A 25835-nucleotide genomic window follows, 5' to 3' on the forward strand; every position below is an offset into this window, starting at 1 on the left:
TAGCGTCTGACCATCAGGAACGGCGCTGATGACTTTTCAACCGAAAGTAAGTTGCCCGAGAAATGCCGGTTTTCTCCATCACCAGCTTAATGGGAGTATCAAGGTGAATAAGTTCCAGAGCCATTCCCGATCTTTGATGAGGTTTTCGCCCAAACTTAACTCCTGCCGCCATCGCGACCACTCTGCCCTCGTTGGTACGCTCTAATATTCGTTCGCGTTCCGCCTCTGCAACAGCGGCAAGGATCTGAATCACCATTTTCCCCATCGTGCCTTCAGTACTCAGTCCATTCTCCAAAAATCGAATGGCTATTCCCTTTTTATAGCAAGCATCAACAATGTGGATCATATCTGCGGTATTGCGGCCAAGCCGGTCCATTTTGGTACAAATGATGATGTCGTCTTTTTCCGCTCGGGCAAGTAGCCGTTGTAGTCCTTCGCGTTCGTCCGTGGCTCCCGACATCATATCAGTAAAAATTCGATCATCTCTGACACCTACAGATTTCAGCTCTGTGATCTGCGCCGTCAGTTTCTGATGGCTGGTTGATACTCTTGCATATCCCAGTAATGCCATATTGGTCTCACAAATCGATATTGATACTGCGTAGTATCATAAGGCATAAATCACGATTTTTGATACTCATGTTTGAAGTCGTTTTGAGAGGTATCAAAACTTATAATATTTGAGATGGTAAAAAAAAGAACAGAACTCCCGTTTACGAAAGGATGCGCAATGAGTGATGACTTTCTTACCAGCGAACAGACAGAAAACTACGGTCGCTATGTGGCAGACCCAAATGAGGTTCAGCTGGCTCGGTATTTTCATCTGGATGAGCGTGACCTTGCTTTTATTAATCAGCGACGGGGAAAACATAACCGGCTGGGGATTGCACTTCAGCTGACTACGGCGCGCTTTCTGGGAACGTTTCTTCCTGATCCCCTTCAAATTCCCTCATTCATCCGTTTTTACATTGCGGCACAGTTGAACATCAGCCGACCAGAGATCCTTTCCCGGTATGCAGAAAGAGAAAATACCCGCTGGGAGCATCAGGGGCTTATCAAGCTCTATTATGATTATCATGATTTTGGTGATTTCCCCTGGTCATTCAGACTGAAGCGTTTGCTCTATACTCGCGCCTGGCTCAGCAATGAGCGTCCAGGTCTGCTGTTTGATTTTGCTACCGCATGGTTGCTGCAAAATAAGATCCTGCTACCCGCAGCCTCGACTCTGACAAGGCTGATTGGCGAAGTACGCGAACGGGCAAGTCGACGATTATGGCGAAGGCTGGCTTTGTTGCCTGACAGCTGGCAGAAAACACAACTGGACGGTTTACTTGAAATACCTGAAGGGCAGCGTATATCGGTGCTGGAGGAGATGCGAAAAGGTCCTGTCACTATCAGTGGGCCGTCATTTACAGACGCCCTGGAGCGATATACCCGACTGCGTAGCATGGAGTTTTCCCGGCTGAATTTCTCCGGTCTGCCTGCCATCCAGCTGCGGAATTTGGCCCGTTATGCCGGAATGGCTTCGGTGAAATACATTTCAAGAATGCCTGACGAACGGCGACTGGCCGTGCTTACTGCGTTTGTGAAAGCACAGGAAATTTCGGCGCTTGACGAGGCCGTGGATGTGCTGGATATGCTTATTCTGGATATCACGCGTTCTGCAAAAAATATCGGGCAGAAAAAGCGGCTCAGAACCCTAAAAGATCTTGATCGTGCCGCGCTATTACTGGCACGGGCATGCACGTTATTACTTGATGAGAACACCGATGAAGCAGCTCTGCGGCAGGCTATTTTTCGCCGCATACCAAAGGACAAACTGGCTGAATCCGTCGGCAAGGTAAATGAGCTGGCGCGCCCGCAAGATACTCATTTTCAGAATGAAATGGTGGAACAATATGGACGGGTGAAGCGCTTCCTGTCCGCGATGTTGCGTGACTTACACTTTCAGGCCGCCCCAGCCGGGGAGCACACGTTGTCAGCAATCCATTATCTGGCCGAACTGAGTGGCTCAAAAAAGCGAATTCTCGACGATGCACCAGAGCAAATCATTTCCGGCCCCTGGAAACGTCTGGTCTACGACAGAGATGGTAGGATTCTACGAGCGGGTTACTCGTTGTGCCTTCTCGAGCGCCTTCAGGATTCTTTGCGCCGTCGTGATCTCTGGCTGGAGAACAGTGACCGGTGGGGGGACCCGCGTCAAAAATTGCTTCAGGGAGCTGAATGGCAGGCACAACGCATCCCGGTATGTCGGGCGCTGGGTCATCCATCAGACGGAACTAAAGCAGCAGAACAACTGGCTACGCGGCTTGATGACACATGGAAATCAGTGGCTTCACGTTTTGCCTGCAACGCAGCGGTCAGCATAAGCAATGAAGGTAAGCATCCCTCACTGACGATTAGCAATCTGGATAAACTGGATGAGCCACCGGCACTGATACAATTGAATCGTCGGGTAAGAGAACTGATCCCTCCGGTTGATCTGACTGAGCTGTTGCTTGAAATAGATGCCCGAACCGGTTTTACCCGCGAATTCAGCCACGTCAGTGAATCAGGTGCTCGGGCGCAGGATCTCCAGGTCAGTCTGTGCGCAACACTGCTGGCAGAAGCCTGCAATATAGGGCATGAACCCCTGATAAAGCATAATATTCCCGCGCTTACTCGCCATCGTCTGAGCTGGGTTAAACAAAATTATCTCAGGGCAGAAACGCTGGTCAGCGCTAATGCACGGCTGGTTGATTTTCAGTCCACGCTGCCGCTCGCGGGGTACTGGGGAGGTGGTGAGGTTGCCTCCGCAGATGGTATGCGTTTTGTCACACCGGTTAAAACGGTTAATTCCGGACCAAATCGTAAATACTTTGGTTCAGGACGCGGTATCACCTGGTACAACTTCGTCTCCGATCAGTACTCCGGTTTCCATGGCATTGTGGTTCCCGGTACGCTTCGTGATTCCATCTTTGTACTGGAAGGGCTTCTGGAGCAGCAGACCGGGCTGAATCCGGTAGAAATTATGACGGACACGGCAGGATCCAGCGATATCATTTTTGGCCTGTTCTGGTTACTGGGCTACCAGTTTTCCCCTCGTCTGGCCGATGCAGGCGGGGCGATATTCTGGCGGGCAGATAAAACGGCACATTATGGTGCCCTGAATGAGCTGGCCCGGGGATGTGTTGAACTGTCAAAAATAGAATCCCAATGGGATGAAATGATGCGAATGGCGGGCTCACTGAAGCTTGGGACCATCCATGCATCAGAGCTTATTCGTTCACTGTTGAAAAGTAGCCGACCATCTGGTCTGGCTCAGGCGATTATGGAAGTGGGCCGGGTCAACAAGACGTTGTATCTTCTCAACTATATCGATGATGAGGATTACCGGCGTCGGATCCTCACTCAGCTCAACCGGGGAGAAGGACGCCATGCAGTGGCTCGAGCCATTTGCTACGGACAACGTGGTGAAATTAGAAAACGCTACCGTGAAGGGCAGGAAGATCAACTCGGTGCTCTGGGTCTGGTGACCAATGCGGTTGTGCTGTGGAACACACTTTACATGCAGGAGGCGTTGTCACATCTTCGCAAATCGGGGGAAACACCTGAAGAGGAGCATCTGGCAAGATTATCGCCGCTGATACATGGCCATATAAATATGCTGGGGCATTATACGTTTTCGTTACCGGAAGATATTCTGAAGGGCGAGTTAAGACCGTTAAATTTCAATACAAACAATGAATTAAACTCTTAGCGTGGTTTTTTACATCATTGGACCTCGAACCCCTCAGCCGAGAAACCCTGGAAAAGGACGATAAAGCGGACATCTCAATATAGCCAGAGGCGGACATCTTAATTTAGCCACTACATAATTAGTACACATAATACATCTTATGTTAAATTACCCCCCCTCTGCACATCCAGCAACTTTGACCTCATTACTTAACCCTTTTGATTCATACCCTTCGCAGTAAGCCATTAATAATCACTTTAAAAATTCGCATCCCGAAAGATAATATCCTAACCTTATATAATTAAGATTATATAAGGCCAGACATGAGAAATGAATCCCTGTATCATGTGGATCTGGGCCAGATCCTGCTTAGAAGGCGGCTGGCGGAATGCCCGCTTTATAAATGATTAAAATATCGGCATCGCTACGTAAAATTTTGAGAACGATACCCCTGCGAATTATTCAGATTTCACGTAGCGTTGCCAATCTCTGGCTGGATGAATACTGACCAATATGACTCAGATTGCCGGCTTCAGCAGCCCCAACTTGCTGACATCAATGGATGAAGACATTTCGCAAAGACTCGCCTCCTTCGTTAACCAGCGAGAGGCATTCTCGTCTAACACGTGGAAACAGCTCCTCAGCGTCATGCGGGTATGTTGGCGCTGGGCACAAGAAAACCATCGTTCATTCCTGCCGATGTTGGCGGAAGATCTACAGGATTATCTGCTGCATCTGCAGAATGCTGGCCGGGCAGCATCTACGATTTCAACGCATGCAGCTCTAATTTCTATGTTACACCGTAACGCCGGCTTCATTCCCCCTAACGTCTCGCCCGTTGTGGTGCGTGCCAGGAAGAAAATTAACCGTAAGGCAGTATCATCCGGTGAACGTACTGGCCAGGCGGTACCCTTCTGCAGGGTAGACCTCAATCGGCTTGATAAAATATGGCAAGCTTCACCTCGCCTGCAGCTGAAACGTGATTTGGCATTTTTGCATGTGGCATATAGTACACTTCTTCGAATGAGCGAGATGTCGCGCCTGCGAGTGAGAGATATTAACCGAACTGAGGACGGCCGAATCATCCTTGATGTCGGTTGGACTAAAACCATTCTTCATTCTGGTGGCATTGTTAAAGCGCTGAGTGCTCGCTCATCTCAGCGTTTAACAGAATGGATTGACGCCGCCGGACTGAACGACGAACCTGATGCGGTGCTGTTCTGCCCTATCCACCGTTCTAATAAGATTGTCAATGTGACTACGGCCCCTATGAGTGCGCCGAGTCTTGAAGATATCTTTTGTCGCGCCCGAAAAGCGATCTGCGAAAAAGAGCATGTGAAAACCAACAAGGGACGTTACGCAGGCTGGAGCGGACACAGTGCGCGCGTGGGGGCCGCACAGGATATGGCCAGAAAGGGCGTTCCACTCGCCCAGATTATGCAGGAAGGCACCTGGACTCAAACCCAGACTGTGATGCGCTATATACGTATGGTTGAAGCGCATAAAGGCGCAATGGTTGCACTGATGGAAGAAGATGACGGTGTAATTTAAGTGATTATTTATATTTTAATATTAGGTATAACTCACACTTAAATGCGTTTGTCGTCAATTGTCAGCGGCTTAACTGCTTCTGCGGGATCAAGTTCCAGGTAATTATCTCTAGCCAGTATTCATCCAATTTCAATCCCTATGCAGCCGTGGATCCGGTAGAAATCACTGGAAAATTGTAGCCTTAAAGTACTGTCCAGGAGCAGCCAAGCTGCACCCAGAAGTCGGCCATCATGCCTGCAATCCTGTGCAGTTCGTTCACCTCCGGGTGCGCAAACCGGCATGATGGGGGCGAAGATATCGGCTATTTAGCAGACATCTCGCAGCGGGTATTTACCGATGGAATAAACGTTGTTGGCGTATCAGCTGATATGAAACCCCTCTGGAAGGTTAGTACAGACCTGCCATCGGCGAGGGTTCTGATAAAGATATCTCTGGCGACCTGATAATTGGACGTTCCACCACGAGGAAAAACACCCATTACAAGTTTTTCTCCTTCATAACAGTAAATGCGGAAATCCCTGTCGTGTGATCCGGGAACGGCTACCCAGTCACTTTGCTGCTCTGCTGCACTGGATACGCCTGTGAACGTGAGAAAAACCAAACCTGCCAAGAGTGTCTGTAATTTCATAGATGCCTCTGATTATCAAGAATGATTTAACTATCGGCACCTTCACGCAGGATTTTAGTCTTTTATGCGCGTTTGCGCATGAAGGCCACAGCTGGTGTAGCAAATAACTCATCGGGTAAGGGGCGTCGGGACGCGGCGCAGCCGCCATGCTCACAGCCCCACTGATATTTAGTTACAACACCCATTTTAGAGCCACACAGTTCCGGGGCTTTGCAGTGGGGAGCTGGAAGCTTACCGTTTCTATGGAGCTGAGGTTTACACAGAAAACTGGAACAGTATCGTGTGTGTTGTAACTAATATCCCTGTTATCTATTACTCCGGATTATCTGGGAAGATATCGTTAATAGATTATCTCGTATAATTTATATGGCATATTCATCCTTTTCTTTGCACTGACATGCTATCCAGCCTACTGAGCATCAGCCTCCACCACCCCACCTGACTTACGGAAATCAATCACCAGGGTACTGTTGACAACATAGGCGTCATACTCGGGCCCCTGAGTAAGATAGTTACGCGGCTTTTCCGCCCGAATCAGCTCATTCGCTCTGATTGATTTTAACGGTAAGTCGGCATGGGCGATTAGCGCCTGCCAAATCCAGGGTTCTGACTCGCCCAGCATTTTCATGCGTATGTTGTTAATCAGGGGGAGATTTTTGATATTAGTTCGCACCTCAGGCGCATCATCTAATTGACCGATAAATGCCATGCTATCAATGCTGCGTGCGGGCAGTCGGTAGAAGTCACTTTTAATTTGAGCCATCACGCTAAACTCGTAGCGCTGGCTGTTGACCACCGTGTTAAAGCAGGCCAGCATCACCACCAGATGGTACAGCAGCAGAACCCCGCTCAGCCCAGCTAACCACCGCCTCAATGCAGGCCATACCTGAACGCTGATATAAAAGCAGAACAGCAAAGTCACTCCCCAGGCTGCCAGCATGCGCGGAACAAAAACCGGGCTGGCCAGCATAAGCGAGAGTCCGGCAACGGATGCAATGGCCACTGGTAGTGTTGTTGACAGCAGCAGCAGAGTGGAGACATTGAACCTTTGCTGCTGCTTTAACCGGATTCCAGTAATGCCAAGGCCGACGGCAGCAAACAGAACAGGCCCCCAAACAAACCCGGCTCGCCACCCAGGGTAAGCGCTGAAAAACAGCGAGTAATAACGTCTGATGCTTTCAGTCAGAATATGCAGCGCGCCCGGCCCGGGAGTCAGCAGCTGATTATGCTGCATGCTGTATATATCCGCTTTATCAATCAGGGGGCCGCTGATGCCGTATTTATAGATCAGCACAGCGATCAGCAGCGCGAATATCTTAACGCCAAGCCATTGCCAGACGGGTAGATGTTGAACAATGCGGCATACAACCAGTAACGCCACGCAGCCAATAAACAGGTTTAAGCCGGACTGATACAGTGTCAGAACCATCAGCAAAAGCAGCACGTCAAGAATGAGCTGCTGCAACCCGCCCGGCCTCAGCTTCAGGCTGGCCACCATCGCAATGGCGAAGGCAAGCAGGATGGTCAGACTGTCATAGGCGTAAAGCAGGCACTGCACCAGAAAAGGGTTAAGGATGATGAACAGGGGGGGTATCAGCGCCCAATAGCCGGTGAGTGGGATGCGCAGCTTCTCGATATAGATCACCGAGGCAATGCTCAGCGCCAGCAGACCGATAAACAAATTAAGCGGTGAGATATCACTAAGGTTGCTGCTGAACGATAGCATCGACTGCAGCAGCCAGGTCATTGGCCGGCCATTGGACAGCCACGCCGAGGTGCTGCCATTAAATATCCGGTACAGATCGTCACGGTAATAAAGTTTGCTGGTCCAGACCGGCAGGGTCGCCAGCAGCGCTATCACGAAGGTAAAGACTATCTGCCGTAAACGGGAAACGGGCTGAATCTCACTGGCCGTCATTTTTCTTCCTCAGCACGCTCTCAATAATATAACGCGGCCTGTTCTTACTCTCGGTATACATGCGACCGATATATTCACCGAGAATACCAATGCCAATCAGCTGCACACCGCCGAGGAACAGCATGACCGTCATCAGCGAAGAATAGCCGGCAACCGCATTACCCCAGATAAATTTTGATAGCACAATCCAGATACCATAAAGCAGAGAAATAACAGCGACGACGCCGCCTATATAGGTCCACACGCGGAGTGGCAGTGTGGAAAATGAGGTAATACCGTCAAGGGCGAAATTCCACAAGCTCCAGCCGTTGAATTTCGTTTTACCCACCACGCGCGGCATCCTGGCATAGTCCAGAATAGCGGTCTTGCCCCCCACCCACGGCATCATGCCTTTCATAAACACGGTGTGCTCGGGAAGTGAACAGATCGCATCAACCGTATTGCGCGATAACAGGCGAAAATCGCCAACGTTCTCTTCAATCTTCTCGCGCGCTAACACGTTATGCATTTTGTAATACCAGCGCGAGGAGATACGTTTCAGGAAGGAATCAGCACTCCGATCGCTGCGCCGCGCCAGTACCATATCCACCCCCTTCTGCTGCCAGATGGTGACCAGCTCGGGAATAAGCTCTATGGGGTCCTGCATATCAACGTCCAGCGGAATAACGGCATCGCCAGTAGAATAATTAAATCCCGCCAGCAGAGCGGCTTCTTTGCCGAAATTACGACGCAAATTAACCAGCACCAGCCTCTCATCGTTGGCTATCAGTCGCTCAATCACCTCGGCGGTGCTGTCACTACTGCCGTCATTAACAAATATAAGTTCCAGCTGCAGATCGCCGAGGATATCCAGCGCGCGGTAAAAAACCGGTACGGCCTCATCCTCATTCCACACGGGCACCACCAGAGATATCAGCATTCCGATCCTCACCTGAAAACGAAACGGTTGGCAAAAAAGAAACCGATCACCAGACTTAACGCAGAAAAAATTATCAGCGTAAGGAAGGGATTGAGCACCATTAAGTCCCCACACCAGCCGGTAAAGAGAGCGAAAAACGCCATAAAGCTGACCCACAATAGATAGCGCTTAAGCGACACAGGGCTACTGAACGTCCAGCGGGCGTTAATAAAAAAGCTCACCGTTACCGCGCAGGCAAAGGCGACTGCGTTGGCGCTGGCCTGATTAAAATGAAACAGGCTATAGCCGGTGAAAAACACCAGCCAGTGCACCAGGGTATTAAGCCCCCCGGTTAAGCCATAGCGGATAAAGGTGATTGGAATACCGTAAACGGTACCTGCAGAAATGCCCTTATTACCCATCGATATTCCTCAGGAACAGTCGCTGGCAAAACTGGTGATACACAAGCATAGCGGGGAATCTCATCATTCGCCGCGGAATATGTCTATAGCTAAAGCATTGACTTAATTTTGGATAATAAGAGAATGTTCGCTATCTCATCACCACCGTAATGAACCGGAGCACACCATCACCCGCCCTCGCCGCTTGCCATCGTTATCCAGCATGAAGACAGTTAGCACAGCCTGCGTAGCTCTCCTGCTGCTGGTCAGCTGCTCTTCGCAACCGCCAAAGTCGCTGGTTACTCCTTTCCCGGTGGTCACAAAGCCATTGCCGGTGGAACCGCAGCAGGGTCAGCCGCCGTTAAGAGGTGTCTGGTTGGCAACCGTTTCCCGCCTTGACTGGCCGCCGGTGGCCTCAGTCAATGCCAGCAGTGCCGCCGCGCGCATCAGCCAACAGCAGAAATCGCTGACCGATAAGCTGGATAAGATGAAAAGTCTCGGTGTCAACACCGTGTTTTTCCAGGTGAAACCGGACGGCACTGCGCTGTGGGCATCCAAAATACTGCCGTGGTCCGATATGCTGACGGGCGAGATTGGCAAGGATCCTGGCTACGACCCGCTGCAGTTTATGCTGGATGAAGCTCACAAGCGCGGTATGAAAGTCCACGCCTGGCTCAACCCTTATCGCGTGGCGGTGAACACCAAAGCGTCCACCGTTGCTGAGTTAAACCGCACGCTGTCGCTGCATCCGGCCAGCGTTTACGTGCTGCATAAAGAGTGGATCCGCACCGCCGGTGACCGCTTTGTGCTGGACCCTGGCATCCCGGAGGCGCGTGACTGGATCACCAGCATCGTGGCCGAAGTGGTGGCGCGTTATCCCGTTGACGGCGTGCAGTTCGATGACTATTTCTATGCAGAATCCGCGGGTTCAATGCTCAACGACTCTCAGACCTTCCGGACCTATGGTCAGGGCTTTGCCAGCAAAGCGGACTGGCGGCGGCACAACACCCAGCAGCTGATCGAACAGGTATCACGCACCATCAAACAGCTGAAGCCTGACGTAGAGTTTGGCGTCAGTCCGGCGGGGGTATGGCGCAACCTTTCGCACGATGCGGCCGGCTCCGACACGCGCGGCGCGGCGGCATACGATGAAGCCTATGCCGATACTCGCCGCTGGGTGCAGCAGGGGCTGCTGGACTATATCGCCCCGCAGCTCTACTGGCCCTTTGCCCGCCAGGCGGCACGCTATGACGTGCTGGCAAAATGGTGGGCGGATGTGGTCAAGCCGACTCATACCCGCCTCTACATTGGCATCGCGCTGTATAAAGTGGGTGAGCCGTCAAAAAATGAACCTGACTGGATGATTGGCGGCGGCGTGCCCGAGCTAAAAAAACAGCTCGACCTGAACGAAGCTGTGCCGCAAATCAACGGCACCATCCTGTTCCGGGAAAACTACCTAAACCAGATGCAGACGCAGGAGGCGGTTAACTACCTCAGAGAACGCTGGGGCGAATAGATGGCAAAGTCAGGCCGCAAAAGTTTCTGCCAGAGGCACGCCGATTAACACACAAATGTGTTAACCGGCGGCTAATAATCCCGCCAATCTATTTGGTGCTTCTCTTATGCTGAGTAACCGTAGCAAGTAAAACCCTGAAATTTTTATCAGGTTACGCTCGCTGTATCACATTCACTAAAGGGAAAGTCCAATGAAAGTACAAAAGATTGAACAGCCAGCGGCTATAGAAGTGTTAGAACCCTGGGGTAGCGTTGACGGTCTGCCGGAAACGTCGCCAATTCAGCTGTCGGGTATTCAGAAAGTGATCCCGGGAAAAGAAGATATTGATACCGGTATTTTCGAGTGCAGCGCCGGCAGCTATCGCCGCTCGGTGAAGCAAGCCGAGATAATGCACTTTCTCGCCGGCAGCGGTTCCTTCACGCCGGACGGCGAAGAGACGTTGACCTTCAAAGCTGGCGATTCCTTTTTCTTCGAAGCGAACACCGCAGGTACCTGGGTGGTCGACACGCAGATGCGCAAACTCTACGTCATTTTTGATGCGAGCTAATTTCTGCCCCCACTCCTGCTATTATTCGTGAATCATTTCGCAATACCGGATAGGAGAAATAGCGTGGCAGATTTCAACACCCTCATTGAGAACAGCGTTGGCTATGAAGAGTTCGTCAGCCAGGGGACAGCGCAGGAGATCGCGCAGCTGCGGATTGAGCAGGAGAAAACCACTCGACCGGACTTTCTCAGTCAGGAAACCACCGCGGATATCGCGGCGCTCTCAGGAAAATTCGTGATCCTGGCGGCCGCAGAGATGTGGTGCCCGGACTGCCAGCGCAATATGCCGGCAATTAACGCGCTGTGCGAGCGCTATCCTGATGCTCAGCTGGCCGTGATCACCCGCGATCAGTCAGAGTCACTGTTCAAACAGCAGTTCAGTCTGGATAAAGTACGCATCCCGTTTGCCGCAGTGCTGGATGCACAGCTTTCCCCACTGGGTGCGTTTGTCGAGCGGCCAAAGTCGCTACAAAGCGGCGGTGAAGAGGCCCTGCTCGCCTACAGGCGCGGCGAGCGTCTGGCCGATACGCTTGAAGAGATTGTCAGCATTATGCGTCAAAACTAATCATTTCCTGTCCCGGCCCGTCCAACGCGGCGCCGGGTTTGCCTTCCCTTCAACCCGCTTCTTTTTCGCTGTAACTCCTCATAAGTCACTGTAAATAGTGAAAAGTAATACTCTGCCACTCATGCTGACAAAAATTTTACAATGATAATCTTAAAGAAAATGATTATCATCTGCATTGCGATTTCCATGCTAGCGAGATTTAATGTCGCCAAAATGGGCACGCCGCCAATAAACGCCATACCAAAAAAATAATGCTTCCGCGTGGGGAACGATGATGTCTTTTAATTTCAGGGAAAACAATGCACGGCGCATGCCGTACATGGCGACAACTTTTGCCGTCTCGCTGCTGGCACTGGCGATCAACTCATTGCTTCATCCGGCGCAGGCCGCCAGTGAGGAAACGGCTGTCGCCCAGCCCGATCTGGTGGTCGATGCCACAGTTGATAATGCCGCCGATGAGCAGCAGGACTACAGCGTTAAAACTACGCGCGCAGGCACCAAAATGCTGCTGACGCCGCGCGATGTGCCGCAGTCGGTCAGCGTCGTGACCGGGCAGCGCATGCAGGATCAAGATCTGCAATCAGTGGGTGACGTGCTGAATAATACTACCGGCGTCTCCGCCGAAATTATCGACAGTGAACGCTCGGCCTACTTCGCCCGTGGATTCCAGATAACCAACTACACATTCGACGATATCCCGACTTCCGCCAGCGATAACTGGAACTATGGCGATGCCGGGGAAGATACGGCGATTTATGACCGCATCGAGATAGTGCGCGGTTCCACCGGGCTGATGACTGGCGCGGGTAGCCCGGCGGCGTCGGTCAATATGGTGCGCAAGCACGCCGACAGTAAAGAATTTACCGGCAACCTCAGCTCCAGCTACGGCAGCTGGAATAAGCAGCGTTACGTTGCGGACGTTTCCGGTCCGCTGAACGAGGCTGGCAGCGTGCGTGGACGCGTGATAGCGGGTTATCAGGATCAGGACAGCTCGCTGGACCGCTACCACAAAAGCAAAAAATTCCTTTATGGCGTAATCGATGCTGACGTAACCGATAACAGCACCGTATCGCTGGGCTACGATTATCAGCAGAGCAATACAGGCAATCCGACCTGGGGCGGGTTGCCAACCTGGTACAGCAACGGCTCACGCACTGGCTATGACCGCAGTACCAATCCGGCGGCCGACTGGGCACGTTACAGCCTCGATTCACGTAAGGTGTTTGCAAACGTAACGCACGATTTCAATAACGGCTGGAATTTCCGCGTCAATGCCACGCACGCCGAACAAACTTTCAACGACAAGCTGCTCTACGTGATGGATTTCCCGGACGTGGTCACCGGGCAAGGCACCTCGGGCTTTGGCAGCCTTGATCGCGGTAAGCGAAAGCTGGATTCAATCGATACTTACGCCAGCGGGCCATTCGAACTGTTCGGCCGCCAGCATCAGATGATGGCCGGGGTCAGCTACAGCCGCCAGCACAATGCCACCTACAGTGCCGACGGCGCCCTCGACAGCAGCCAGATGGGCAGCTTCAACGATGCATGGAGCGGCAACGTGGCCGAACCTGAGTGGGGAGACTGGTATCAGAATGCTGACGACGTGGTGCGCCAGAAATCGGCTTATAGCGCCGCCCGTTTCTCACTGGCCGATCCCCTGTCGCTGATCCTCGGCGCGCGCTATACCCAGTGGAGCACTAACGGCAGCAGTGGTGACGTGACTAAAAACAACATCACTCCTTACGGTGGGCTGGTGTATGACATCAACGAAAGCTGGTCCGCCTACGCCAGCTACACCTCCATCTTCCAGCCGCAAACCTATCGCAACAGAGACGGTCGCTACCTCGACCCGGTTAACGGAAAAAGTTATGAAACCGGACTGAAATCCGCGTGGATGGATGGCCGCCTGACGGCAACGGTGGCGGTATTCCGCATTGAGCAGGAAAATGCTGCGCAAACCGACGGCAGCAACTTCGTTAACGGCAGCAGCGAACAGGCGTATATCAGCACGCGAGGGGCCGTAAGCAAAGGCGCAGAGTTTGAACTCAACGGCGCGTTAACCGATAACCTGCAGATGACCTTTGGCGCCACGCGCTATGTGGCCAAAACAGAGAGCGGCCGTTACAACAGCAATATGCCGCAGACTTCGTTCAAGCTATTCAGCCGCTACCAGTTGCCGATGCTGCGCGACCTGACAGTCGGTGGCGGCATCAACTGGCAGAACCGCACCTACCAGGATGCTACCGGGCCGGACGGGGAAACCCAGCGTGTCTATCAGAGCAGCTATCCGCTGGCTAACCTGTTTGCCCGCTATCAGGCAACGAAGCAGGTGGCAGTGCAGGCCAACATCAACAACCTGTTTGACCGCAGTTACTATGCCTGGGCCAGCGACTATACGCTGTACGGCGAACCGCGTAACTACTCTGTCAGCCTCACCTATGCTTTCTGATAAGCGCTTCCCCCGGTTCACTGCCGGGGAGATTGACCATCGGCGGCGGCAGCTATTGATCGCGCTGGCGCTGGCCCCCTGGCTGACGGGATTACCCGCCCGCGCTGCGCTGCCAGAGCCGCGCATTATCGCCCTCGAATGGCTGCCGTTGGAGATGCTGTTTGCCCTTGGCGTGCTGCCAATTGCCGCAGCGGATACCCACGAGTATCGCCTGTGGGTGAAGGAACCCGCCCTGCCCGCCAGCGTGCTCGACATCGGGCTGCGTTCAGAGCCTAACCTCGAATTTATGGCGCAGCTTAAACCGGACCTGATTGTTTATTCGCAGGGTTACGGGCCGCACGCGCAGCAATTGCAGAAGATCGCCCCGACGATGGAGTTAGCTTTTATTGATGAGGAAGGCCAGCCCCTGGCTAAAGTGCGCAGCGGATTGCTGGGGCTGGCTGAGCGCTTAGGGAAAATGGCAGAAGCCAGAACACATCTGGCGTGGTTTGACCAACAGCTGGCGCAGGCCCGCGACCAGCTGGTAGCCTGGCGCCAACAGCCGCTGCTGGTTTTTACACTGCTCGATGAACGCCACGTGGTGATCCTCGGTAAACGCAGCCTGTTCGGCAACGTGATGCAGCAGCTGGGCATAGAGAATGCCTGGCAGCAGCAGGACAGTTTCTGGGGAACGGCAACGGTGGGAATTGAGCATCTGGCAAAGCTGCCAGCACTGCGGGCGGTGTGTCTCGATCATGGAGATGAAGGCTTGCGCAGCCGCGTCAGCGCTTCGCCGCTGTGGCAGGCTCTTCCTTTTGTGCGCCAGAGGTCGCTGCGAACGGTTCCGGCTATCTGGATATTTGGCTCAACCCTGGCGGCTCTGCGCTTCACTCATATGCTGCAACAGCTGGACAGAATCTGGCAAAACTAACGCTATCCGGCAAAGACGGATAGCGTTATTGATTAACGACTGACTTCGTGGCCGATAACGCCACCGATCGCCGCACCGCCCAGGGTTCCCCAGGTGCTACCGCCGGTCAGCACTGCGCCACCCACCGCACCGACACCGGCGCCGATAGCGGTATTCCTGCCACGATGAGACATGCCACACGCCGTCAGTGAAAACGTGACCAGCAGAACAACGGCAACAGTACAGCTGCGTTTTAAAAGCATTCAAGACCTCATCACCATTAGAATTAATGGAAGGTAAAAGTGTTAATTATGATTTTTCTGGTGCCAGAAGACGGGGTCGTGCCCTCTCCCCGGCGCAGGAAATTTACTGCTTATCCCAGTTTTGCGACAGGTAAAAAATCCTATTTCAGTACCAGCTTTTGTTGGTTACCTGTTTAGCGATCGCCCGGCGTTAATTTTGTGATACTCCCGGCGTAAAGGGCGTGAAAAATTCGTTGATTAAATAATTTCATCAAGTTATCAATAAAGACTTTCCTTCGCTTGCCGATACTCGATCTCATCTGGCTGCGCTTTGGGCCAACAACTCTTAATGTGAAGCGTAATCATGAGCGGGACTTTTAGTAGCGACGATGCCAAACGTCTGGCTGCCCTGGAGATGTTGAAATCCGAGGATGTGGCGCGCGATGATATTTTAAAAAAATTCAGCCAGCTGGCCAGCGAACTGCTGGAAATCCCGGGCGGCTTCGTATCGGTTCTGGACGATGAAAACCAGTACATTAAAGCGGCCTGCAACTTCGATCTGAAACAGACCTCGCTGCAGGATGCGTTCTGCCGCCACACGCTGGAGCTGGATGACGTGCTGGTTTGTGCTGATACGCATCTTGATCCACGCTTCAGCGCGCATCCTCTGACGCTTGGCGCGCCCTTTATCCGTTTCTATGCCGGCGCCCCGCTGCGCAACCGTGAAGGCATCATCATCGGCACGCTGTGCGTCACGGATACCCAGCCGCATGCCTTCAGCGCAGACAAAGCCGCGCTGCTGGCACTGCTAGCAGGCCTGGTGGTGGGCTACCTCGATGCCTGGTATATCACCGGCTATCAGGATGTCGTCACGCAGCTGCCTAACCGCCAGCGGCTGCTGAAGGATATTGAACTGCTGCAGCAGGCGGGCAATAGCGAACCGCATAATCTGACGCTGATTGACTGCATTGATATGCCGCGCGCCTATGAGATCGCCCGTTCGGTAGGAATGAATGCGGTGGAAACCCTGCTCAAAGAGATGGCAGCCACGCTGCGCACCCGCCTGCGTTTGGACAGTGATGATGTGCTGTACACCGTTGCACTGGGCCGCTTTGCCCTGCTGAGCGACAAGCCCGACGCACCCAGTGGACGTGAGCTCAGCCAGCGCCTCGGCGGCATTCGCGCACAGATTTTCGATAATATTACGGTTGATGCCAAACCGTATCTCGGGGAAGTCAGCTTTGTTCCGGTCGATTCGCAAGTTTCGGAAGTGTTGCGCCGCGCAGTCAGTGCACTGCATGAAGCCATCAGCCTGAAGCAGAACTATATGGCGTATAACGCCGATAGCGATGGGCGCAGAAATCAGAGCTTCCGCCTGCTAAACGACCTGGCCGCAGCGCTACGCGGCACGCCGGGGCTTTATCTGGTCTATCAGCCACAAATCTCGCTGCGCAACGGCAAACCCGTCGGACTGGAAACGCTGCTGCGCTGGGATCATCCGCTTTACGGCAATATTCCGCCTGACGAATTTATCCCTCTGGCTGCACAAACCAACCTAATGGAGGAGCTGACCGACTGGGTGTTAGACCATACGCTGGCGCAGCTCAAACTGTGGCGGAGTAAAGGGCTGAACCTACCGGCGTCGGTAAATCTGTGCGTCAGCGATTTTTCGCGCCCGGACTTCGCCAATAAGCTGGAAGAGAAGCTACTGCGTGCAGGATTGCAGGCTGAAGATCTCAATCTTGAATGTCTGGAAACCGAGCAGGTGCTGGAGAGCGCCGAGGCGCGGCGCGGGCTGGATATGCTGAAGCTACGCGGCTTTCGCATCGCGCTGGATGATTTCGGATCCGGTTACAGCAACATCAACACGCTGCGCCGCATCCCGGTTGACGTTATCAAGCTCGACCGTTCGCTGATCCAGCAGCTGTCGCACGATCCGGCCAGCGAGGTGATAGCCCGCCACGTGATCACCATGCTGAAAGAGCTGGAGTATGTGGTGCTGGCCGAAGGGGTGGAGGATCTGCAAACCCTGGCATCACTGCAGCGATTAGGCTGCGATGAAATCCAGGGTTTTTATTACTCACGCCCGCTGATACCGGAAGGCCTGGAGAGCTGGCTCAGCCGCTATTACCCGCAGGCCAGCTAAGATCAGGACTCGATCCACACGGTCTGCGTGTTGGTGAACTCACGCAGGCCGAAGTGCGACAGTTCGCGACCAAAACCACTTTTCTTCACGCCGCCAATCGGCACGCGCGGGTCAGAGAAGCTCGGCGAGTTGATAAACACGCCGCCGGTTTCGATGCGTGATGCCAGCTGCTGAGCGCGGGACAAGTCCTTGCTCCACAGGCTGCCGCCAAGGCCGAACTCAGAGTCATTCGCCATCGCTACCGCATGATCGGCATCATCCGCCATAATCAGCGAGGCAACGGGACCAAACAGCTCCTGATCGAAGCTGGTCATACCCGGCTTCACGTTGCTCAGCACCGTGGGGGCATAGTAGTTACCTTCCCCCGGCAGTACATGGCCACCCAGCAGCAGCGTTGCGCCCTCTTTCAGCGTCGCCTGCACCTGTGAGTCAAGCTCGTCGCGCAGATCGTAGCGCGCCATCGGGCCAATCCATACGCCGGCTTCACGCGGGTCGCCGATTTTCATTGCTTTAACTGTAGTGACAAATTTCTCGCAGAACTGGTCGAAGACCGCCGCTTCCACAATGATGCGCTTGGCCGAAATACACAGCTGGCCGTTGTTCATAAAGCGCCCGGCAATTGCTCCTTTAACTGCGGCATCAATGTCGGCATCGGCCAGCACGATAAACGCATCGGAACCGCCCAGTTCCAGCACGCATTTTTTGATTGCCGCACCGGACAGCGCGGCAATTGCCGCACCGGCACGCACGCTCCCGGTCACTGTCACGGCAGCAATACGACGATCGTTAATCGCCTGCGCCACGCCGTCGTTGTCAGCGTTGACCACGGCAAACAGCCCTTCCGGCACGCCAGCATCCTGCAGGATCTGTTGCAGCAGCAGCGCACAGCCCATGACGTTCGGAGCCGGTTTCAGCAGGTAACTATTGCCTGCCAGCATAATTGGCACCGCTCCGCGTAACACCTGCCACACAGGAAAGTTCCACGGCATCACCGACAGCACCGGGCCGAGCGGCAAATAGTCAACAAAGGCCTTATTGCCTTCGACCAGCGTCGGTTCACGCTCAAGGTAGGCAGGGCCGTGTTCGCCATACCATTCACACAGCTTTGCGCTCTTTTCAACTTCGGCCAGCCCCTGGTCAATCGGTTTGCCCATTTCACTGGTCATCATCTCAGCCAGCGCGCGCGCCTGCTGACGCAGGCCGCCGGCAATTGCGTTGAGCAGCTGTACGCGGCTGATCATCGCGCTGCTGCGCCAGGCCTGAAAGGCGTTATTAGTCTGTGCCAGCGCGCTGTCAACGTCCTTCGCTGTGGCAAATGGATAGCGGGCAAAGACTTCACCGCTGGTTGGGTTACGAGAAATCGCTGCGTTTGAGGAAACCTGAGTCATGATTGCCGCCTTAAGTTGTTCACAATGGCATCAATCATAGAGTTGCCGTAGATTCTTTAAAAATGAATAATAAAGAAAGTTACTTACTCAAAAAGAGAATGATATGGATCTGACCCAGCTGGAAATCTTCCGCACTATCGCTGAAGAGGGCAGCGTTACGGCGGCGGCAGAGAAGCTGCATCGCGTGCCTTCCAATATCTCAACGCGCTTAAAGCAGCTGGAAGAGGAGCTGGAGTGTGAGCTGTTTCGCCGCGAAAAGCTGCGCCTGTACATCACCGACAGCGGCAAAACCTTTCTCGACTATGCGCGGCGCATTCTGGCGCTGGCGACCGAAGCAAAGCACAGCGTTTCCGGCCAGCAGCCCGGCGGGATTTTTACCCTCGGCGCCATCGAGAGCTTTGCTGCCGTACGCCTGCCGCCGCTGATCGCCCGCTATCACCAGCGCTGGCCGCAGGTTGAGCTGGATCTCTCCACGGGACCGTCCGGCGATATGACCGACGGCGTGCTGGCCGGGAAGTATTCCGCCGCCTTTATCGACGGCCCGCCGAAGCACCCGCTGCTGGAAGGTGTCGCGGTGGTGGAAGAAGAGATGGTGCTGATTTCGGCGCTCAACCATCCCCCTGTACCGGATGCCACCAGTATCTCCGGGTCAACCATCTACGCCTTTCGCGCCAACTGCTCTTACCGCCGCCTGTTTGAAAACTGGTTCTCACGCGAGAACGCCGCGCCGGGAAAAATTTTCGAAATGGAGTCGTATCACGGCATTCTGGCCTGCGTCAGCGCCGGAGCCGGTCTGGCGCTGATCCCGCGCAGCATGCTGGAGAATATGCCAGGGCGCGATAACGTGCATGCGTGGCCATTAAGTGAGGGGATGGGGCAGATTGCCATCTGGCTGGTATGGCGCAAAGATACGCGTTCCAATAATTTGCAGGCGATGACTCGCCTGCTGGAAAGTTAACGCTAAACCTGCGTGCTGGCGCTGCCCGGCAGCGCATGGAAGCGGCGTTTAAAATAAATTAATCCTGCCTCACTGCTTTCCGTCAGCCGGATGTGACGGATTTCTACCAGGTACAGCTGGTGTGTGCCAAGCGCCCTGATCTGGCTGATAAAACCTTCAAGGCTGGCCAGCGCCTCAATAAGCACCGGCTGGCCTAATGTCCCCTCCTGCCAGCCGTCCAGCAGGAAGCGATCTTCCATCGTCATTGCAGTCATACCGGCAAAATGGCGCGCCATCTCCTCCTGCTGAGGATTAAGTACATTGATACACATACGCTGATTTTTCAGGAACACCGGGTTCATCGCGCTGTTGAGATTAATACACACCAGCAGCGTTGGTGGCGTATCAGTCAGCGGACACACCGCCGTCGCAGTGATGCCACAGCGCCCTGCGGCCCCCTGCGTGGTGACGATATTAACCGCCGCGGGCAGATTTGCCATCGCATCACGAAAATGTAAGCGGTGTTGGTTTTCATTCTGCATAGTGCCCACCATCCCTGAGCAGACGATCAAGCTGGTTAATATCGCTGTTGCTGTGCAGGTGCGACTTTCTCCAGCCATCGCGGTCATAGTCAGCCAGGCAGCGATCGACCATCTCCATCATGCCATCCATCGCTCCCGAGCTGTGCGCATCGCGCAGACACTGCATGCGCACTTCATCCTGACTACCGGCGTAGTTGATCTCGTACAGCTCATGGCGGCCCGCGAACTCACTGCCAGTAGCGTCCCACATCAGCTTCAGTATTTTGATGCGCTGCTCATGCTCCATGCCGTTGGAGCCACGGACAAAGCGCGCAAGATACTGTTCAATCTCTGGATTTTGCAGGTCGCGCACGCTGGAGGGCAGATAGATTAACCCGCTGGCCACGTTACATTCGATGATGTTTTTGATCTTCGCCCAGGCCATTGGCGCCATCACGCGGTAAGTGTTCATCGCCTGAGAATCTGGCAGCCAGGCGCCGTTAATCCAGGGTTTGGCTTCCGCCGCCATCGCATCACTCAGCGACCAGAACAGGTTGCGCCAGGCGACCACTTCCCCCAGCGCCGCCTGCACGCCGCGAAACTCGATAGTACCGGTACATTCGAGGCTTTTTTGCAGTAGTGCGGTAATAAAATCAAGCTTCACCGCCAGCCGTACACAGGCCTGCATTGGATACAGCCGCACAAATCCGCCCTCGGCATACCAGCGGCGACAGCGATCGAAATCGCGATAGACCAGCACGTTCTCCCAGGGGATCAGCACCTTATCCATCACCAGAATCGCGTCGTTTTCGTCAAAACGGCTGGAGAGCGGATAATCAAACGGTGAGCCGGTAACGCCGGAAGTGAGCTCGTAGGAGGCACGTGAAATCAGCTTCACGCCGTCTGCATCCATCGGGGCAATAAACATCATGGCAAAATCGGGGTTATCCCCCATCACCTGCGCAGAACCAAAGCCGATAAAGTTAAAGTTGGTTAGCGCCGAGTTGGTCGCGACCACTTTGGCTCCGCTGACGATAATCCCCGCATCGGTCTCTTTTTCGACTTTGACATAAACATCTTTCACTTCATCAACCGGCTTATTGCGGTCAATCGGCGGGTTGACGATGGCATGATTAAAGTAAAGGCCTGCCTCCTGAATGCGCTTGTACCAGCGGCGCGCGTTGTCGGCATAAGGGCCGTAAAAGTCAGGATTGGCGCCGAGCGCGCTGGCAAAAGCCGCTTTATAATCCGGGGTACGTCCCATCCAGCCATAGCTAAGGCGTGACCAGTCGGCAATCGCATCACGCTGCTGACGGATCTCCTGCGCTGACCGCGCATAGCGGAAGAAACAATGGGTGTAGCCGCCGTTACCGCTGTCGGTGCTCCAGCACAGCTTGTCATGGCTCTCCGGCGCGTGGAGTGCATCGTAGAGTATGGCAATCGACCCGGCAGCATTACGAAAAGCCGGATGGTGGGTAACATCTTTCACTTTCTGGCCATAGATAAAAATTTCGCGCCCGTCCTGCAGGCTTTTCAAATACTCGCTGCCGGTGAACGGACGATTGATGGCAGAACGATGATCTTCGGGTTTCATACATTGCCTCTCGGGTTAAGAGTGGATAACTGCACCTAAGCTCAGTGCCGCAACAGGTTCCAGCGGCGACGGAATTCGCTGGGTGAAAAACCAGCCAGACGATGAAAAAAACGGGCGAAATAGGCCGGGTCTTTATAACCCAGCGCCAAGGAAATCTGATGGACACTACTGTCGCTGAACAGTAAGAGACGTTTTGCTTCACGTAGTAAGCGTTCGTGAATCAGTCGTTTGGGCGATTGGTTTGCCAGGCGCCGACACAGCTCGTTTAGTCGCGATTCACTAATTTCTAGCTCGCGGGCATAATCCGGCACGGTCAAATGCTGCGGGTATTTCTCGTTAACCCTATGGATGAAACGCCGCAACAGTTTCATTTCACCCCGCACGCTGATATTAGCCCCTTCGCCTCGTTCCATCTCCCGCAGCAGCATCATGAACACGCTTTGTGCCAGCAGGCGCAGTTGAGTATCACGGCCGTTTTGCTGATGGCCAAACTCACTTGCCAGCAGCGGCCAAAGAGCCTCTAGCGCTCGCTGAGTTTCTGAGCCTGGGCCCAGCGGCAGGCAGAACCCCGGGATCTCCAGCGCTTCACGGCTGCCGGGCCACAAAGTCTGCATCAGCGGCCAGATAAGTTCTTGATGAACGGTAAGAACATGTCCGTCACTCTCCTTTTCGCTGATAAATGCGTGGGGGACGGTGGGAGGCGTGAGGATAAACAGTGGGGCCTGCAGTGAATAGTGGCGATCGTCCAGCTGCAGCTCAATTTCACCGCTGGTCAGATGATGCAGCTGGAAACAACAGCTGTGCCAGTATGAGGGCATATTACGAACAAAAAACCCCGCCAGGCGTGCAAAAGCCGCATAGTGAACATCTTCGTTATACTGCCGGTGGTCGTACTGCTGGCTGATAGTGATGTTTTCCATAACATGCTGTCCGTAAGTTATTTACATCTCAGCGCTGTGGGGCTGAGTCTCCCGCCGCACGCGATTCATGGCGTAATGGAATGCGCCCGATCACCGCAGCCCCAATAACCAGCAGACCCGCAACCAACCACAACCCGCTGCTAAAGCTACCTGTTCTGTCACGCAGGAAGCCGATACAAAGCGGGCTGACGGCTGAACCCATGTTGCCAAAGGCGTTAATCACCGCGATTGCCAACGCCCTTACCTGAAGGCTCATGGCGCTGTCGGGGGTAGTCCAGAAGATCGCCATCGCACTAAACGAGCCCATTGAGGCCATGACAATACCGCTCAGTTGAAACAGAGGATGGCTGGTCGCCGATGCTAACAACCATCCCGCTGCGGCAAACAGATATGGCAGCAGCGTATGCCAGCGGCGCTCCTGCAAACGGTCGGAGCGGCGGCTCCAAAAGACCATGGCTAAAATAGTGCATAGCTGGGGGATAGCGGCCAGCACGCCGATAACCGTATTGCTGCTGTGCTGGTTAAAGCTTTGCAGGATTTGCGGCGTCCATATGTTGATAGCGCTGAGGGTATTGGTAAGGCAAAAGTATGCCAGGGTATACATCAGCACCACTGGCGTCAGGACCTGGCGCCATAGAGACTGGGTGATTACCCCCACACTCGATTGACGATCCCGCCGCAGCATCTCTTCCAGCGCCAGCTTCTCTTGCACACTCAGCCAGCGCGCCTGTGCCGGGGTATCATCGAGAAAAAACCAGGTGATGCTCCCGAGAAAAACAGCCGGAAGCCCCTCCAGCAGAAACATCCACTGCCAGCCGTGCAGGTTCAGCCTGCCATCCAGCGCCAGGATAGAACCGGAAAGCAGAGAGCCCAGCATCATGGTTACAGGCATGGCAATCATAAACAGCGCATTGGCACGCGCCCGGTAGTGAAGCGGAAACCAGTGGGTGAGATACACCAGAATGCCGGGCAAAAAGCCTGCCTCGGTAATGCCGACCACCATACGCAGCAGATAAAGCGAATAGGCCCCGCTGGCAAACAGCGTGCAGGTTGAGGCAACACCCCAGAGCACCATAATGCTGGCGATCCAGCGCCGCGCACCAATAAGACCCAGCATCAGGTTGGCAGGAACCGCGCAGATCGCATAGGTAACATAAAATAGCGTGGCCGCCAGCCCGAACATGGTAGCGCTCAGACCGAGGTCTTTCCCCATGGTCAATCCGGCGAAGCCAATATTGATCCGGTCGAGGAACGAGAACACAAACAGCAGAAACAGAAACACAATCAGACGACGGAACAGTTTACGGACAGCCCGCTGTTCAGGTACGGACTGTGCCGCGCCGCTTTGTGGCTGGATAATCGCTGCCATCGCCCCTCCCTGGAGATTAATAACCGCCGTCAGGCGCGCTGATAACCGGCGCAGCCGGCGAGGTAAAGCGTGCGGCGAGCGCCTCTGCCGCACGAGCCAACAGCGTGGTATCGACGCCGACAGCCACGAACAGTGCGCCAAGCTCAAGGTAACGCTTAGCCATTATTTCATCAGCCGTCAGAATTCCCGGTGCTTTACCCGCCGCGCGGATTAGAACAATGGCTTTTTCAATCACTGCCTGCACTTCCGGGTGGCGCGGATTACCGGCAAAACCCATATCGGCACTGAGATCGGCCGGGCCGATAAACACACCATCAACGCCGTCCACGGCGAGGATCTGTGCCAGATTTTCCACGCCCTGGCGGGTTTCAATCTGAACCAGCAGGCAGATCTGCTCCCCGGCACGCTGGAGATAATCCCCAATACGGTTCCAGCGCGAGGCACGTGCCAGCGCACTGCCCACGCCGCGAATCCCCTGCGGTGGATAGTGGCACGCACGCACGGCGCTCTGGGCTTCCTGCGCGCTCTGGATCATCGGAATCAGCAAGGTCTGCGCGCCAATATCCAGCAGCTGCTTGATCAGCACCGCGTCATTCCACGCTGGCCGCACGACGGGATGGCTGCGATAGGGGGCAATGGCCTGTAACTGCCCGAGCACCGAGCGCAGATCGTTTGGCGCATGTTCGCCGTCAATCAGCAGCCAGTCGAAACCCGCGCCAGCCAACAGTTCGGCGCTGTAGCTGTTGGCCAGCCCCAGCCACAGCCCTGCCTGCGGCGTCTGCTGGATGAGTGCCTGTTTAAAGAGGTTGTTCATCATGACTCCTCAGATAAAGCGGCAACCGATGGCGCCGAGAGCCGCGTAATCAACATGAAAGGTATCCCCTCTGCGGGCGGCTACCGGACGGGTAAAGGAGCCACTGAGGATCACCTGCCCCACCTCCAGCTGCACATTGTGGTGAGAAAGTTTGTTCGCCAGCCATGCGACGCCGTTAGCGGGATGGTTAAGCACTGCGGCTGCCACACCGGACTCTTCAATCACGCCATTGCGGTACATCAGGGCGCTCACCCAGCGCAGATCGAGCGCATCTATTTTTACCGGGCGGCCGCCTATTACCACCCCCGCACTGGCGGCGTTATCGGAGATGGTGTCGAACACTTTGCGTGGCCGCTGCGTGTCCGGGTCGATGTTGTGGCAGCGGGCATCGATAATTTCCAGGGCCGGGATGACATAATCAGTAGCATTCAGCACATCAAACAGCGTGCAGTGTGGCCCGTGCAGCGGTTGCCCCAGCACAAAGGCCAGCTCCACCTCAACCCGCGGTACAATAAAACGGTCGAAGGGAATATCACTGCCCTCGGCGAAAAACATATCGTCAAGCAGTGCGCCATAATCCGGCTCATCGATTTGCGAGCTGGCCTGCATCGCCTTCGAAGTCAGACCAATTTTATGGCCTTTTAATCTCCGTCCGGCGGCGATTTTATGGCCGATCCAGCGCTGCTGAATGGCATAGGCATCATCCAGCGTGATTTCCGGGTAGGCCAGCGAGGGCTGGCGGATCTGCTGGCGATCTTTTTCTGCCCTGTCCAGTTCAGCCGCCAGCCGGTTAACGGCGCTTTGGTCTAACATACGAGACTCCTT

22 protein-coding genes are annotated in these 25835 nt (G+C 54.3%); 9 read left to right on the top strand and 13 right to left on the bottom strand.

Annotation, left to right across the window (positions count from 1 at the left end; genetic code table 11):
* Positions 1–13 precede the first annotated feature (13 nt).
* On the bottom strand, positions 14–571 hold the full coding sequence (locus J2Y91_RS22655; protein WP_133625266.1) for a recombinase family protein: 558 nt from the start codon (positions 569–571) through the stop codon (positions 14–16).
* Between the two features lie 159 nt (positions 572–730).
* Between J2Y91_RS22655 and J2Y91_RS22660 the strand changes: the two genes are divergently transcribed.
* Together J2Y91_RS22660 and J2Y91_RS22665 are read left to right on the top strand one after the other, a co-directional pair.
* On the top strand, positions 731–3739 hold the full coding sequence (locus tag J2Y91_RS22660; protein WP_133625265.1) for a Tn3 family transposase: 3009 nt from the start codon (positions 731–733) through the stop codon (positions 3737–3739).
* 492 nt (positions 3740–4231) lie between these two features.
* Positions 4232–5269 carry a tyrosine-type recombinase/integrase gene (locus tag J2Y91_RS22665; protein ID WP_133625264.1) on the top strand — a complete coding sequence of 346 codons (1038 nt, stop codon included), beginning with the start codon at positions 4232–4234 and terminating at the stop codon, positions 5267–5269.
* 301 nt (positions 5270–5570) lie between these two features.
* On the opposite strand, the gene J2Y91_RS22670 is transcribed toward J2Y91_RS22665, so the two are convergent.
* The 4 genes from J2Y91_RS22670 to J2Y91_RS22685 all read right to left on the bottom strand — a co-directional run bounded on the left by J2Y91_RS22670 (position 5571) and on the right by J2Y91_RS22685 (position 9135).
* Positions 5571–5897, bottom strand: coding sequence for a hypothetical protein (locus J2Y91_RS22670; RefSeq protein WP_133625263.1), 327 nt, complete (start codon positions 5895–5897; stop codon positions 5571–5573).
* Between the two features lie 409 nt (positions 5898–6306).
* Positions 6307–7815, bottom strand: coding sequence for a glucosyltransferase domain-containing protein (locus tag J2Y91_RS22675; RefSeq protein WP_133625262.1), 1509 nt, complete (start codon positions 7813–7815; stop codon positions 6307–6309).
* Positions 7802–8734 carry a glycosyltransferase family 2 protein gene (locus J2Y91_RS22680; RefSeq protein WP_133625261.1) on the bottom strand — a complete coding sequence of 311 codons (933 nt, stop codon included), beginning with the start codon at positions 8732–8734 and terminating at the stop codon, positions 7802–7804. The genes J2Y91_RS22675 and J2Y91_RS22680 overlap by 14 nt, the downstream gene beginning before the upstream one ends.
* An 8-nt stretch (positions 8735–8742) precedes the next feature.
* Positions 8743–9135 (bottom strand): GtrA family protein, encoded by a 393-nt coding sequence (locus tag J2Y91_RS22685; RefSeq protein ID WP_133625260.1) that lies wholly within the window; start codon positions 9133–9135, stop codon positions 8743–8745.
* 202 nt (positions 9136–9337) lie between these two features.
* Between J2Y91_RS22685 and J2Y91_RS22690 the strand changes: the two genes are divergently transcribed.
* From J2Y91_RS22690 to fhuD, 5 genes are all read left to right on the top strand, one after another.
* Positions 9338–10630: a glycoside hydrolase family 10-like protein gene (locus tag J2Y91_RS22690; RefSeq protein WP_133625259.1), complete on the top strand. Its 1293-nt coding sequence runs from the start codon at positions 9338–9340 to the stop codon at positions 10628–10630.
* A 190-nt stretch (positions 10631–10820) separates the two neighbouring features.
* Entirely contained in the window at positions 10821–11177 is a 357-nt protein-coding gene (locus tag J2Y91_RS22695) for a cupin domain-containing protein (RefSeq protein ID WP_048918556.1), read from the top strand.
* A gap of 63 nt (positions 11178–11240) precedes the next feature.
* Positions 11241–11741: a thioredoxin family protein gene (locus tag J2Y91_RS22700; protein WP_166643227.1), complete on the top strand. Its 501-nt coding sequence runs from the start codon at positions 11241–11243 to the stop codon at positions 11739–11741.
* A gap of 274 nt (positions 11742–12015) precedes the next feature.
* Positions 12016–14190 (top strand): ferric-rhodotorulic acid/ferric-coprogen receptor FhuE, encoded by a 2175-nt coding sequence (gene fhuE / locus J2Y91_RS22705; protein ID WP_253539776.1) that lies wholly within the window; start codon positions 12016–12018, stop codon positions 14188–14190.
* Positions 14180–15100 (top strand): Fe(3+)-hydroxamate ABC transporter substrate-binding protein FhuD, encoded by a 921-nt coding sequence (fhuD, locus tag J2Y91_RS22710; RefSeq protein WP_133625257.1) that lies wholly within the window; start codon positions 14180–14182, stop codon positions 15098–15100. The genes fhuE and fhuD overlap by 11 nt, the downstream gene beginning before the upstream one ends.
* 32 nt (positions 15101–15132) lie before the next feature.
* Here the strand turns inward: fhuD and J2Y91_RS22715 are convergent, their stop codons facing one another.
* A complete protein-coding gene (locus J2Y91_RS22715) occupies positions 15133–15342 on the bottom strand; it encodes a YMGG-like glycine zipper-containing protein (protein WP_048918560.1) in 210 nt (69 codons plus the stop codon).
* 343 nt (positions 15343–15685) lie between these two features.
* Between J2Y91_RS22715 and J2Y91_RS22720 the strand changes: the two genes are divergently transcribed.
* A complete protein-coding gene (locus tag J2Y91_RS22720; RefSeq protein WP_133625256.1) occupies positions 15686–17467 on the top strand; it encodes a sensor domain-containing diguanylate cyclase in 1782 nt (593 codons plus the stop codon).
* 2 nt (positions 17468–17469) lie between these two features.
* Here J2Y91_RS22720 and J2Y91_RS22725 read toward each other — a convergent pair whose 3' ends face one another.
* Positions 17470–18855: an aldehyde dehydrogenase family protein gene (locus J2Y91_RS22725; protein WP_133625255.1), complete on the bottom strand. Its 1386-nt coding sequence runs from the start codon at positions 18853–18855 to the stop codon at positions 17470–17472.
* Positions 18856–18958: 103 nt separating this feature from the next.
* Between J2Y91_RS22725 and ptrR the strand changes: the two genes are divergently transcribed.
* Positions 18959–19813, top strand: coding sequence for a putrescine utilization regulator PtrR (gene ptrR / locus J2Y91_RS22730; RefSeq protein WP_133625254.1), 855 nt, complete (start codon positions 18959–18961; stop codon positions 19811–19813).
* A gap of 2 nt (positions 19814–19815) precedes the next feature.
* Here the strand turns inward: ptrR and hpaC are convergent, their stop codons facing one another.
* From hpaC to hpaH, 6 genes are read right to left on the bottom strand one after another with little or no spacing between them, the layout of a single operon-like run.
* Positions 19816–20334: a 4-hydroxyphenylacetate 3-monooxygenase, reductase component gene (gene hpaC, locus J2Y91_RS22735; protein ID WP_133625253.1), complete on the bottom strand. Its 519-nt coding sequence runs from the start codon at positions 20332–20334 to the stop codon at positions 19816–19818.
* A complete protein-coding gene (gene hpaB, locus J2Y91_RS22740; RefSeq protein WP_133625252.1) occupies positions 20324–21907 on the bottom strand; it encodes a 4-hydroxyphenylacetate 3-monooxygenase, oxygenase component in 1584 nt (527 codons plus the stop codon). The genes hpaC and hpaB overlap by 11 nt, the downstream gene beginning before the upstream one ends.
* Before the next feature lie 41 nt (positions 21908–21948).
* The gene (hpaA, locus tag J2Y91_RS22745; RefSeq protein ID WP_133625251.1) at positions 21949–22827 is read right to left on the bottom strand and encodes a 4-hydroxyphenylacetate catabolism regulatory protein HpaA; all 879 of its coding nucleotides are present in this window, start codon (positions 22825–22827) and stop codon (positions 21949–21951) included.
* A gap of 28 nt (positions 22828–22855) precedes the next feature.
* Entirely contained in the window at positions 22856–24196 is a 1341-nt protein-coding gene (gene hpaX, locus J2Y91_RS22750) for a 4-hydroxyphenylacetate permease (RefSeq protein WP_133625250.1), read from the bottom strand.
* A gap of 16 nt (positions 24197–24212) precedes the next feature.
* Complete coding sequence (gene hpaI / locus J2Y91_RS22755; RefSeq protein WP_133625300.1) at positions 24213–25010, bottom strand: 4-hydroxy-2-oxoheptanedioate aldolase; 798 nt, start codon at positions 25008–25010, stop codon at positions 24213–24215.
* 9 nt (positions 25011–25019) lie between these two features.
* Positions 25020–25823, bottom strand: a complete 804-nt coding sequence (hpaH, locus tag J2Y91_RS22760; protein WP_133625249.1) for a 2-oxo-hept-4-ene-1,7-dioate hydratase — start codon at positions 25821–25823, stop codon at positions 25020–25022.
* Positions 25824–25835: the final 12 nt, after the last annotated feature.

Origin of the sequence: Erwinia aphidicola (assembly GCF_024169515.1) — a bacterium.
Classification (GTDB): Bacteria; Pseudomonadota; Gammaproteobacteria; order Enterobacterales; family Enterobacteriaceae; genus Erwinia; species Erwinia aphidicola.